The sequence below is a fragment of the Streptomyces sp. NPDC053755 genome (genome assembly GCF_040677675.1).
Classification (GTDB): domain Bacteria; phylum Actinomycetota; class Actinomycetes; order Streptomycetales; family Streptomycetaceae; genus Streptomyces.
The window spans coordinates 1-11,690 of the sequence record NZ_JBFASK010000001.1; the positions used below are offsets into that span (position 1 = coordinate 1).

General features: G+C 73.4%; 11 protein-coding genes. 2 read left to right on the forward strand and 9 right to left on the reverse strand.

Features of this window, described 5'->3' with window-relative positions; genetic code table 11:
* Positions 1–225, forward strand: a 225-nt coding sequence (locus AB0K65_RS00005) for a hypothetical protein (protein WP_365712584.1), incomplete at its 5' end; no start/stop codon positions are given.
* A 308-nt stretch (positions 226–533) separates the two neighbouring features.
* Here AB0K65_RS00005 and proC read toward each other — a convergent pair.
* The 5 genes from proC to AB0K65_RS00030 form a co-directional block, all read right to left on the reverse strand.
* Positions 534–1,343 carry a pyrroline-5-carboxylate reductase gene (gene proC, locus AB0K65_RS00010; RefSeq protein WP_365712586.1) on the reverse strand — a complete coding sequence of 270 codons (810 nt, stop codon included), beginning with the start codon at positions 1,341–1,343 and terminating at the stop codon, positions 534–536.
* Between the two features lie 85 nt (positions 1,344–1,428).
* Positions 1,429–2,229, reverse strand: a complete 801-nt coding sequence (locus tag AB0K65_RS00015) for an ABC transporter permease (protein WP_365712588.1) — start codon at positions 2,227–2,229, stop codon at positions 1,429–1,431.
* Complete coding sequence (locus AB0K65_RS00020; RefSeq protein ID WP_365712590.1) at positions 2,226–3,056, reverse strand: ABC transporter ATP-binding protein; 831 nt, start codon at positions 3,054–3,056, stop codon at positions 2,226–2,228. Before AB0K65_RS00020 ends, AB0K65_RS00015 begins: the two co-directional genes overlap by 4 nt.
* Positions 3,057–3,219: 163 nt before the next feature.
* Complete coding sequence (locus AB0K65_RS00025) at positions 3,220–3,669, reverse strand: hypothetical protein (RefSeq protein WP_365713594.1); 450 nt, start codon at positions 3,667–3,669, stop codon at positions 3,220–3,222.
* Between the two features lie 179 nt (positions 3,670–3,848).
* Positions 3,849–4,112, reverse strand: a complete 264-nt coding sequence (locus AB0K65_RS00030) for an SH3 domain-containing protein (protein WP_365713596.1) — start codon at positions 4,110–4,112, stop codon at positions 3,849–3,851.
* Positions 4,113–4,423: 311 nt separating this feature from the next.
* Between AB0K65_RS00030 and AB0K65_RS00035 the strand changes: the two genes are divergently transcribed.
* On the forward strand, positions 4,424–6,604 hold the full coding sequence (locus AB0K65_RS00035; RefSeq protein ID WP_365712592.1) for a serine/threonine-protein kinase: 2,181 nt from the start codon (positions 4,424–4,426) through the stop codon (positions 6,602–6,604).
* Between the two features lie 222 nt (positions 6,605–6,826).
* Here the strand turns inward: AB0K65_RS00035 and ilvD are convergent, their stop codons facing one another.
* The 4 genes from ilvD to AB0K65_RS00055 form a co-directional block, all read right to left on the reverse strand.
* A complete protein-coding gene (gene ilvD, locus AB0K65_RS00040; RefSeq protein ID WP_365712594.1) occupies positions 6,827–8,680 on the reverse strand; it encodes a dihydroxy-acid dehydratase in 1,854 nt (617 codons plus the stop codon).
* Positions 8,681–8,773: 93 nt separating this feature from the next.
* Positions 8,774–9,385, reverse strand: coding sequence for a TetR family transcriptional regulator (locus tag AB0K65_RS00045; protein ID WP_365712596.1), 612 nt, complete (start codon positions 9,383–9,385; stop codon positions 8,774–8,776).
* The gene (locus AB0K65_RS00050) at positions 9,382–10,218 is read right to left on the reverse strand and encodes a sugar phosphate isomerase/epimerase (RefSeq protein WP_365712598.1); all 837 of its coding nucleotides are present in this window, start codon (positions 10,216–10,218) and stop codon (positions 9,382–9,384) included. Before AB0K65_RS00050 ends, AB0K65_RS00045 begins: the two co-directional genes overlap by 4 nt.
* Positions 10,219–10,721: 503 nt before the next feature.
* Positions 10,722–11,654 carry a Ppx/GppA phosphatase family protein gene (locus tag AB0K65_RS00055; protein WP_365712600.1) on the reverse strand — a complete coding sequence of 311 codons (933 nt, stop codon included), beginning with the start codon at positions 11,652–11,654 and terminating at the stop codon, positions 10,722–10,724.
* Between the last annotated feature and the right edge of the window lie 36 nt (positions 11,655–11,690).

The following is an 11,690-nucleotide window of genomic DNA, read 5'->3' on the forward strand; positions in this document are numbered from 1 at the left end:
CTCACCCTCTCGGGCTTTCCTCCGGGCTTTTTCCCTTCGGTCTTTCGTGTTTCCAGCTTAGCAGATCCGATTTCCGTTTCCGCCACCCGCTGGAGCGGGCTGCCGGGCCGTTCTTCGCTTTCGCGTTTCCCTTTCCGGCGGTTCCGACTCTATCAGATCCTTTCGGGCCTGATTCCCAGTCAGAGGGGGTTGTCCTCGCGGCTGTTGGGCCGTTCCGACGAGTGAGACTTTAGCGGATTCCCTGCCCCCGACGCTAATCGGGCGGCGCACGCTCAAACCTTCGAACGTGGATTCCTCATTTCGCAAAAACGCACGGAAAGAAGAACGGCACGATGAAGCGCCGTCGGCTTGAGTGGTTCTTGCGGAATGGCTGTCCGGGGCCGACCGGAGTCGGTGCTCACGTCGGACAACTCGGAGAACACTACGGACCGGTCAATCCCGTGTCAACCCCGGCCCTGGGGGCGCGCCCCGTCGCATGACGACGTGTGCGCGCGCCCGGGCGTGATGGCCGCCTGGCGGCGTGGCGAGGAGGGTCAGCCGTTGCCGGAGGCGAGTTCCCGGCTGCGGTCGCGGGCTGCTTCCAGGGCGGCGATCAGGGCCGCGCGGACGCCGTGGTTCTCCAGTTCGCGGATGGCGCTGATGGTGGTGCCGGCCGGGGAGGTCACGGCCTCGCGGAGCTTGACGGGGTGTTCCCCGCTGTCGCGGAGCATCACGGCGGCGCCGATCGCGGCCTGGACGATGAGGTCGTGCGCCTGGGCGCGGGGCAGGCCGAGGAGGATGCCGGCGTCGGTCATGGCTTCGACGAGGAAGTAGAAGTAGGCCGGGCCGGAGCCGGAGAGGGCGGTGGCCGCGTCCTGCTGGGACTCGGGGACGCGCAGGGTCTTGCCCACGCCGCCGAAGATCTCCTCGGTGTGCGCGAGGTGCTCGGGGGTGGCGTGACTGCCGGCCGAGATCACGGACATGCCCTCGTCGACGAGGACGGGCGTGTTGGGCATGACCCGGATGACGGGGGTGCCGGCGGCGAGCCTCTCCTCGATGAACGAGGTGGGGATTCCGGCGGCGGCGCTGACGACCAGGCGGTCGGCGGCGACGTGCGGCGCGAGTTCGTCGAGGAGGCGCCCCATGTCCTGGGGCTTCACGGCGAGAATGAGGGTGTCGGCGCGCTTGGCCGCCTCGGCGTTGGTGACCGGCTCGACGCCGTAGCGTGCGCGCAGTTCTTCGGCGCGTTCCGTGCGGCGGGCGGTGACCAGGAGGTCGGCGGGACGCCAGCCGGCCCGGATCATGCCGCTGAGGAGCGCTTCACCGATCTTGCCGGTGCCGAGGACTGCGACGGTCTGGGTCATGGCTCTGTTCACCTCGCCGGAGGGGGTACGTGCCGCCATCCTCGCACCGCGAGGGGCGCCGCGGCTTCGGGTGTCCGAGGGGCGGTCACCCGGTGCGGCGGCGCAGGGTGGCCGCGCCGAGGACGAGTACGAGGAGGGCGCAGCCGGCGACGACGAGGGCGTCGCGGAGGAAGGCGTCGGTGACCTCGGGGTGGCGGAGGACCTCGTTCATGCCGTCGACGGCGTACGACATGGGCAGGGCGTCGGAGATCGCCTCCAGTGCGGGCTGCATTCGGTCGCGCGGGGTGAACAGTCCGCAGAGCAGCAGCTGGGGGAAGATCACGGCCGGCATGAACTGGACGGCCTGGAACTCGGATGCCGCGAAGGCGGAGACGAAGAGGCCGAGGGCCGTGCCGAGGAGCGCGTCGAGGAGGGCGACGAGGAGAAGGAGCCAGGGGGAGCCGACGACGTCGAGGCCGAGGAACCACAGGGCGAGGCCGGTGGCGAGGGCGGACTGGAGGACGGCGAGGAGTCCGAAGGCGAGGGCGTAGCCGGCGATGAGGTCGGCCTTCCCGAGGGGCATGGCGAGCAGCCGCTCCAGGGTGCCGGAGGTGCGTTCGCGCAGGGTGGCGATCGAGGTCACGAGGAACATCGTGATCAGCGGGAAGATGCCGAGCAGCGAGGCGCCGATGTCGTCGAAGGTCGCCGGGCTCCGGTCGAAGACCCACCGGAGCAGGAAGAGCATCAGGCACGGGACGACGAGCATCAGGGCGATCGAGCGCGGGTCGTGGCGCAGCTGGCGCAGGACGCGGGCGGCGGTGGCGAGGGTGCGGGAGCAGGAGCGGGAGAGGGCGGCCGCTCGGCTCGGTCGGGTCAGGGGGGTGGCGGGGGACGGGCCGTCGGTCATCGCCGGGGCTCCTCGATGCGTGTGGCCGCGCGGGCGGCGGCGGCGTCGACCAGTCGGAGGAAGGCTTCCTCGACGGTGGCGGTGTCGTTGCGTCGTCTGAGGGCTTCGGGGGTGTCGTCGGCGAGGATCTCGCCCTCCCGCATGAGGAGCAGCCGGTGGCAGCGTTCGGCCTCGTCCATGACGTGGGAGGAGACCAGGATCGTGGCGCCCCGGCGGTCGGCGATGCGGTGGAAGAGCTCCCACAGGTCGCGGCGGAGGACCGGGTCGAGGCCGACGGTGGGTTCGTCCAGGACGAGGAGTTCCGGGGTGCCGAGGAGGGCGACGGCGAGGGAGACGCGGCTGCGCTGGCCACCGGAGAGCCGGCCGGCGAGGGAGCCGGCGTGCGAGGCGAGGTCGACGTCGTCGATGGCCCGGGTCACGGCGGTGCGGCGTTCTTCGCGGTGGGCGCGGCCGGGGAGGAGGACGGCCGCGAAGTAGTCGAGGTTCTGGGCGACGGTGAGGTCGTCGTAGACGGACGGTGCCTGGGTGACGTAGCCGATGCGGGAGCGCAGGGCTGCGTCGCCTGCGGGGCGGCCGAGGACGTCGAGGGTTCCGGTGACCTTGGCCTGGGTGCCGACGACGGCGCGCATCAGGGTGGACTTGCCGCATCCGGAGGGGCCGAGGAGGCCGGTGATCCGGCCGGGCCGTACGTCGAAGTCGAGGTCGCGCAGGACGGTGCGGTCGCCTCGGTGGACGGTGAGGCCGCGGGCGACGATCGCCGCGGCCGGGGCCTGTTCCGCGGCCGGTTCCGCGAGCTGGTCCGGGACACGCTCGGGGTAATTCACCATGCGATGAATATTGCGCGCGGGGGTGGAGGGCGTCAAGGGTTCGGGCGAAGGCGCGGGCGCGCGCCGGAGTGCGTGGGCCGGTGGCGGACTCCGGGAGGACGCGAGCGGGCTCTCGGGCCCGCCGGTGCCGACAGGCGCGCGGGCGGGCCCCGGCCGTGGTGGGCTACTTCCGCTTCGGCTTCTTGCGGGCCGCCGGGTTGCCCGTGCGGGTCCCGCGCCGCTTCTCGTACCGCGCGCGGGCCGTCTCGTACTCGGTGCGCCGCAGCTTCTCGCCCGGCGCCTCGACGAGGCAGCGGAAGGCGTAGGCGAGGAGGGAGCCGATGAAACCGATCGCCTTGAGGCTGCGCAGGGAGTCCTCGCGCGCCGGGTCGGCGGGGCGCCGGCCGAATCCCTCCCATGTCCTGCGGAAGGCGATGGCGCTGCAGATCGCGAACATGACGATCACCAGGATGTTGACGAAGCCGCCGACGTCGGCGATCTCCAGGCCCTGGTAGCCGAAGCGCAGCACGAGGCATCCGGCCGCCGCCGCGACGAGCGCGCCGACCGCGAGGCCGGCGCGGCGCAGGCCGTAGTGGCCGGTGTGGTCGACCCAGGTCGTGCCGAAGAAACGGATCTCCTCGGGCCGCGGCCCGGCGGGAGTGCCGTCGGCGGCACCCTCCGCGGCGGTGGTGCGGGGGTTCTCGGGCCGGTCGGTGCGGTCGTCGTCGCTCACGGGACCGATTATCCCCGGCCGGTCCCCTCGGCGGCACGGCCGAGGGGACCGCGAGCACGACCTGAGGCCCGGGCCGGGCCTCAGCCGCAGCGGCGGGCGACGTAGCCGTCGGTGCCCGTCTGCACGTAGGCGTCGGAGATGAACTCGCCCGTGGCGATGTTGTCCCAGATGTTCGTGGTGCCGTAGGGGCCGGAGATCCACTCGCCCGGCGTCTGGCAGTAGATCGCCACCCGTACGTCCAGGGCCAGGGTCCGCACGATCCGGTACTGCGTGCCCGGGCCCGAGCGGACGTTGACCCGGTAGCCGGGGGCGACCGGGTAGCGGGCGACGCTCATGGTGGTCACCCCGTCGAGTGCCGCGACCTCCGCCGCGGCGGCGTCGAGGGCGGCGACCGCCGGTTCCGCCACGGCCGTCGCCGCGTGGCCCCCGTCCCCCCGGCCGTCCTCGTCCGTCCGGATCCTCTCGTTCATCCGGTCCTTCTCGTCCACGCCCATGGCGTCCTCCCCCGTTCGGCGCACGAAGCGCTCCGCTGACCGTCACGTTCCGCGACGCGCGCAGGCTAGCAAGCCCCCTCGGTCGTACGGATGCCATCGACTAGGCTCCGTGCGTCGCGCACGCGCGCGAAACACGACGGGGAACCACACGGGGGTGGGCTATGCCGCCGTTGCGCAGCACCGGCGCGGACCGGGAAGCGGAAGAGCCTGAATACGCCGGTGCCTACCGCCTCCAGGCCAGTCTGGGCGCGGGTGGGATGGGCGTGGTGCATCTGGCCACCTCGGCCTCCGGGCTGCGGCTCGCGGTCAAGGTCGTGCACGGGCAGTACGCGGAGGACCCGGAGTTCAGGGCCCGGTTCCGGCAGGAGGTGGCCGCCGCCCGGCGGGTGAGCGGGGCCTTCACCGCGCCCGTCGTGGACGCCGACCCCGATGCCGTACGCCCCTGGATGGCGACGCTCTACGTCCCCGGCCCCACCCTCGCCGACCAGGTGAGACGGAACGGGCCCCTCTCCCCCGCGGAGCTGCGCAGGCTGACGGCGGGGCTCGCGGAGGCGCTGCGCGACATCCACCGGGCGGGGGTCGTCCACCGGGATCTCAAGCCGAGCAACGTCCTGCTCACCGACACCGGGCCGAAGGTCATCGACTTCGGCATCTCCCGGCCGGTGGACAGCGATCTGCACACGGAGACCGGCAAGCTGATCGGTTCGCCGCCGTTCATGGCACCCGAGCAGTTCCAGCGGCCCCGCGAGGTCGGGCCGGCGGCGGACGTTTTCGCCCTCGGCGCGGTCCTGGTGCACGCGGCGACCGGGCACGGTCCGTTCGACTCCGACAGCCCCTACATCGTGGCGTACCAGGTCGTGCACGACGAGCCCGACCTGTCGGGGGTGCCGGCCGAGCTCGCGCCGCTGGTCGCCCGGTGCCTCGCCAAGGAGCCCGCGGAGCGTCCGACTCCCGCCGAGATCATGGCGGCGCTGCTCCCGCCCTCCTACGAGGCGGCGGCGTTCATACCGGCGCAGCGCCGGCCGCTCGTCCTGCCCGAACCGGCGGCCGGTCCCGCCGCCTCCTGGGACGCCGACACGCCCGTACGGGTCACCGCGCCGGGCCGGCCGCGTCGTCCGTCCGGCCTGGCCCGGCTGTCCCGCCGGTCCCTCGCCGTCACCGCGCTGGCCGTCCTCGCCGCGGGCGGCCTCTTCGTGGCCTTCGGGGCGGGCGACGACTCCCCCGTGGCCCCGCCGCGCGAGACCGCGGTGGCCACCGCCTTCGGCGGCTGGCAGACCGTGCTGCAGAAGGCGGGCGAGCCCACCGCCCCCGCCTGCGCGCACGTCGACGGCGCGCTGTTCTGCTCCGCGCGGGGCATCGGCCTGGCGCGGCTCGACCCGCTGACCGGCCAAGTCGCCTGGTCGCACCCGACCGGCGTCGGCGATCCGGTGGCGGGGCCCATGCCGGCCGGCGGCCTGCTCGGTGTCGTCGCCGCCGACGGCACGCTCCGCACGTACGAGCGCGAGGGCGGGACCGCGCGATGGGACACCGGCGGCGCCGCCCGCCAGGAAGGGGCCACTCCCGCGGGCGGCACCTTCCTCTTCCTCACCTCGACCGGCGCCGTCAGGGCGGTCGACGGCGAGACCGGCGAGCAGCGCTGGCGGCACGGCCTCCAGGGCTTCGCCGCTCCGCGCTTCGGCCCGTACGACAGCGCGACCGGGCTCCTGCCGGTCTTCGAGACGACGGACGGCGGGACGCAGACGCGGGTCGGGGCGCTGCGGCCGCGCACCGGCGAGCTGGTCTGGCAGAAGCGGCTGGACGGCGACCTGGTGCCGGTGGGAACGGGCGCGGGCGGTGCGGTGTTCCTGCGCTCGGCGAACAGCGACTCGCAGATCGACGCCATCGTCCGCTACGACCCCGGGACCGGCGGGACGGGGGCGGAGAGGGGGCCGGGGGCGGTCCGCCGGGTGGCGTTGCCGTTCCGGCTGGACGAGCCGACGATCGCGGTCCGCGGCGACACCGTCTATCTGCTGACCCGGAACGGTCAGCTGACCGCCCTGGACACGGCCGCCCCGGGCGGGCGCGTGCTGTGGGAGCTGGAGACCGCCGCCGGGAACGTCTCCGCGCCCGTCGTCGCCGCCGACGGCGACCGGCTGTACCTGTCCGCGTCCGACGGGAGGCTCCTCGCCGTCGACACGGTGCGCGGCGCGCTGCTCGGCCAGACGGAACCGCGCCTCCGCGACGGCAGGCTCGCCTACGCCATGGCCGTGCCCGCGCCGGTCGTGGCCGGGGGCCGGGTGTTCGCGACCGCGCCCGACGGCTCGGTCTTCGCCGTGGACGGGCGGGACCCGGGCGCGTGGTGAGGGGGCCGCTCGGCGGGCGGACCGGGTAAGGCCGAAGGGTGCCCCGGGTGCCTGTTCCGGGGATGAGCCGGGGCGGAGCCGCGAGCGGCGTGCGGGCCCCCGCGGGGGCCCGCGCAGGATCGGTTCGTCGGGGGCCGCGTACGCTCGCCGACGTACGAACGCGGGGAGCGAGCCGTCTCGCTCACTCCCCGCGCCGGTCGTACGCCGTCCTTCGCCCCGGCCTCAGCCCAGGCGGGTCACGTCCCGCACGGCGCCCTTGTCGGCGCTCGTCGCCATCGCCGCGTAGGCGCGCAGCGCCGCCGAGACCTTGCGCTCCCGGTTCTTCGGGGCGTAGACCCCGCCCAGCGCCTCGCGCCGGGCCGCCAGCGTGTCCTCGTCGACGAGGAGTTCGATCGCGCGGGTGGGGATGTCGATACGGATCCGGTCACCGTCCTCCACCAGGGCGATCGTGCCGCCGGACGCCGCCTCGGGCGAAGCGTGGCCGATCGACAGACCCGACGTACCGCCCGAGAAGCGGCCGTCCGTGACGAGCGCGCAGGTCTTGCCAAGGCCGCGCCCCTTGAGGAACGAGGTCGGGTACAGCATCTCCTGCATGCCCGGGCCGCCGCGCGGGCCTTCGTAGCGGATGACGACCACGTCGCCGTCCTTCACCTGCTTGTTGAGGATCTTCTCGACGGCCTCGTCCTGCGACTCGCAGACGACCGCCGGGCCCTCGAAGGTCCAGATCGACTCGTCGACGCCGGCCGTCTTCACCACGCAGCCGTCGACGGCGAGGTTGCCGCGCAGGACGGCCAGGCCGCCGTCCTTGGAGTACGCGTGGGCGGCGTCGCGGATGCAGCCGCCGGCGGCGTCCGTGTCGAGGGAGTCCCAGCGCTCCGACTGCGAGAAGGCGGTGGCGGAGCGGACGCAGCCGGGCGCCGCGTGCCACAGCTCGACGGCCTCCTCGGACGGGGAGCCGCCACGCACGTCCCAGGTCTCCAGCCACTCCTTCACGGAGCGGGAGTGGACGGTGTGGACGTCCTCGTTGAGGAGTCCGGCGCGGTACAGCTCGCCCAGGATGGCGGGGATGCCGCCGGCGCGGTGCACGTCCTCCATGTAGTACGTGCCGCCGGGCGCCACGTTCGGCGCGACCTTGGCCAGGCACGGGACGCGGCGGGAGACCTCGTCCATGTCGGACAGGCCGTAGTCCAGCTCGGCCTCCTGGGCGGCGGCGAGCAGGTGCAGGATCGTGTTGGTCGAGCCGCCCATGGCGATGTCGAGCGCCATGGCGTTCTCGAAGGCCGCGCGGGTGGCGACGGAGCGCGGCAGGACCGAGTCGTCGTCCTCGTCGTAGTACCGACGGGTGATGTCGACGACCGTGCGCGCCGCGTTCTCGTACAGCGCCTTGCGGGCCGTGTGGGTGGCGAGGACCGAGCCGTTGCCGGGCAGGGAGAGGCCGATGGCCTCGGTCAGGCAGTTCATCGAGTTGGCGGTGAACATGCCGGAACAGGACCCGCAGGTCGGACAGGCGTTCTCCTCGATGCGGAGGATGTCCTCGTCCGAGATCTTGTCGTTCACGGCGTCGGAGATCGCGTCGACCAGGTCGAGCGTACGGACCGTGCCGTCGACCAGCGTCGCCTTGCCGGACTCCATCGGGCCGCCGGAGACGAAGACCGTCGGGATGTTCAGCCGCAGGGCTGCCATCAGCATGCCCGGGGTGATCTTGTCGCAGTTCGAGATGCAGATCAGGGCGTCGGCGCAGTGCGCCTCGACCATGTACTCCACGCTGTCCGCGATCAGGTCGCGGGAGGGCAGCGAGTACAGCATGCCGCCGTGGCCCATCGCGATGCCGTCGTCGACGGCGATCGTGTTGAACTCGCGCGGGATGGCCCCGGCGGCCGTGATGGCCTCGGAGACGATCCGGCCGACCGGCTGGAGGTGGGTGTGGCCCGGGACGAACTCCGTGAAGGAGTTGGCCACCGCGATGATCGGCTTCCGGCCGATGTCCGCGCCGGGTACACCGGAGGCGCGCATAAGGGCGCGTGCGCCCGCCATGTTGCGGCCGTGGGTGACAGTGCGGGACCTCAGCTCGGGCATCGTCGCTCGCTCCTCGTGATGGGTGTGCTTGCTTTCGAGCGTACGCCGACACTCCAAGATCTGGACACGGTGTCCGCATTCCGGACCGGCTGTTCAGCTTTCGGTCAGGTACCGCTGAAGGGTCGGAGCCACCTGGGCCACGATCTGCTCCGGGTCGGCGGAGGCCAGGGGCTCGACCTGGATGACGTACCGAAGGATCGCGATGCCGATCATGTGCGAGGCGGCCAGCTCCGCGCGGAACCGGGGGTCCGGCACCTGGAGGTCGGCGGCCACGCGCTCCAGGAGCCGGCGCAGCACGAAGCCCCGGAGCACCTTCGCCGCCGCTTCGTGGGTGAGGGCGGAGCGGATGATCGCCAGCAGGGGGGCGCGGGTCGTGGGGTTCTCCCAGACGCCGATGAAATAGCGGGCGAGGCGCTCGCCGATGCCGTCGAGCGGGCCCCCGAGGACCGCGGGGACGACGAGGGCGGGCTCGAAGGAGACCTCGACGGCGGCCGCGAACAGCTCGTCCTTCGTGCCGAAGTAGTGATGCACCAGAGCCGGGTCCACTCCGGCGGCCTTGGCGATCCCGCGCACGGACGTCTTGTCGTAGCCGCGTTCGGCGAACTGCTCACGGGCCGCCTCCATGATCCGCTGCCGGGCTCCCGGTCCGCCGTCCTCGGCGGACCGGGAGGGGCGGCCGCGCCGGCGCGGGGCCGGTGCGGTCATGAGCGGGGGACCCGGGTCGGCTTCGCGGTCGCCGAGGCGAGGTGGAGGCGGGTGAAGGCCAGGGCCTCGGCGAGGTCGGCCTCGCGTTCGGCCGCGGACATCGCGCGGCGGGTGTTGACCTCGATGACGACGTGCCCGTCGAAGCCGGTGAGGGCGAGGCGCTCCAGGACCTCGGCGCAGGGCTGGGTGCCGCGGCCGGGGACCAGGTGCTCGTCCTTGGCGGAGCCCCTGCCGTCGGCGAGGTGGACGTGGCCGAGGCGGTCGCCCATGCGGTCGACCATGGCGAGCGCGTCGGTGCGGGCGGTCGCGGTGTGGGAGAGGTCGACGGTGAAGTGGCGGTAGTCGTCCTTGGTGACGTCCCACTCGGGGGCGTACGCGAGCATCTCGCGGTCCTTGTAGCGCCACGGGTACATGTTCTCGACGGCGAACCGGACGTCGGTCTCGCCGGCCATCCGCCAGATGCCGGTGACGAAGTCGCGGGCGTACTGGCGTTGCCAGCGGAACGGGGGGTGGACGACGACGGTGGAGGCGCCGAGCTTCTCGGCGGCGGCCCGGGCGCGCTGGAGCTTGACCCAGGGGTCGGTGGACCAGACGCGCTGGGTGATGAGGAGACAGGGGGCGTGGACGGCGAGGATCGGGACCTGGTGGTAGTCCGAGAGCCGGCGCAGGGCCTCGATGTCCTGGCTGACCGGGTCGGTCCAGACCATGACCTCCACGCCGTCGTAGCCGAGGCGTGCGGCGATCTCGAAGGCCGTCGCCGTCGACTCCGGATAGACCGAGGCCGTCGACAGGGCGACCTTCGCATCCGGGACGCGCACCACTGGTTCTGCCACGAAGGACAGGGTACGGGGCGGGCCGGGGCCCCGGGGAGGTGGTTCCGGTCACGTGGGGCGCCCGGCGGCGGCCCTCCGCAGCGCCGGGCACGCGCGCGTGGCGGGTGTCCCGGGCGTCCACCTGGGACGGACGGGTGCCCGCGCGCGTGGGGGACGCCACACACCCGGGCGGGTGGGTGGGGCGGCGTGCGGGGGGCGCGGAGGGGGCGTGCGGGGAGCGTCTGCCGGGGCGCGGTAGGCGCGGGCGGTCCGGTCGACCGGGGGGCGGGGGCAGTGGGGTGCGGGATGCGCCAGGTCGGGGTGCCCGGGTGCGGACCGCGCCGGGGCGGGGCGCCGGTGTGCGGCGGCGGAGTGGAGAGGGTGCGGGGCGGGCGCCCCGGTCCTCGTCCGGCTAGCCCTCCGGGAGATGGTCCAGGCGCCGGATTCGAGGGAATGCGGGGCGGGGCGCCGGTGTGCGGCGCCGGATTCGAGGGGATGCGGGGCGGGCCCCGGTCCTCGTCCGGCTAACCCTCCGGGAGATGGTCCAGGCGCCGGAGGATCACGCCCTCGCGGAGCGCCCAGGGGCAGATCTCGAGGTCGTCCACGCCGAAGAGGTCCATCGCGCCCTCCGCGACCAGCGCGCCCGCCAGGAGCTGGGAGGCGCGGCCTTCCGAGACGCCGGGGAGGCTCGCGCGCTCCTGGACGGTCATCACGGAGAGCTTGGGGACCCACTCCTCCAGGGACCGGCGGCTGAGGTCACGCTGGACGTAGAGCCCCTCGCCGGAGCCGGGCGCCCCGGCGATCCTCGCCAGCTGCTTGAAGGTCTTGGAGGTGGCCACCACGTGGTCCGGCTTGCCGAAGCGGGTGAACTCGCCGACGGTACGGGCGATCTGGGCGCGGACGTGGCGGCGCAGGGCCTTCACGTCCGCGGCGTCCGCCGGGTCGCCGGGGAGCCAGCCGGCCGTGAGCCGCCCCGCGCCCAGCGGAAGCGACACGGCCGCGTCCGGCTCCTCGTCCATGCCGTAGGCGATCTCCAGGGAACCGCCGCCGATGTCGAGCAGGAGCAGCTTTCCGGAGGACCAGCCGAACCAGCGCCGGGCGGCGAGGAAGGTGAGTCGTGCCTCCTCCTCACCGGTGAGGACCTGGAGGTCGACGCCGGTCACCTCCTTGATCCGGGCGAGGACCGCGTCGGCGTTCGTCGCCTCGCGCACGGCCGAGGTCGCGAACGGCAGCACCTCCTCGCAGCCCTTGTCCTCCGCGGCCTGGAGCGCGTCCACGACCGTGGCGATGAGTCGCTCGACCCCGTCGGGCGCTATGGCGCCGTGCTCGTCGAGCAGCTCGGCGAGGCGCAGCTCCGCCTTGTGGGAGTGAGCGGGCAGGGGCCGCGCCCCATGGTGGGCGTCGACCACCAGGAGGTGCACCGTGTTCGAACCGACGTCGAGGACTCCGAGTCTCATGGGCGGAACGCTACTGCGCCCGCGCGCATACGCTGG

Coding starts and splice junctions, on each gene's coding strand:
- AB0K65_RS00055 (WP_365712600.1), bottom strand. CDS start 11,654: ATGAGACTCGGAGTCCTCGACGTCGGTTCGAACACGGTGCACCTCCTG.
- ilvD (WP_365712594.1), bottom strand. CDS start 8,680: ATGCCCGAGCTGAGGTCCCGCACTGTCACCCACGGCCGCAACATGGCG.
- AB0K65_RS00035 (WP_365712592.1), top strand. CDS start 4,424: ATGCCGCCGTTGCGCAGCACCGGCGCGGACCGGGAAGCGGAAGAGCCT.
- proC (WP_365712586.1), bottom strand. CDS start 1,343: ATGACCCAGACCGTCGCAGTCCTCGGCACCGGCAAGATCGGTGAAGCG.
- AB0K65_RS00015 (WP_365712588.1), bottom strand. CDS start 2,229: ATGACCGACGGCCCGTCCCCCGCCACCCCCCTGACCCGACCGAGCCGA.
- AB0K65_RS00020 (WP_365712590.1), bottom strand. CDS start 3,056: ATGGTGAATTACCCCGAGCGTGTCCCGGACCAGCTCGCGGAACCGGCC.
- AB0K65_RS00045 (WP_365712596.1), bottom strand. CDS start 9,385: ATGACCGCACCGGCCCCGCGCCGGCGCGGCCGCCCCTCCCGGTCCGCC.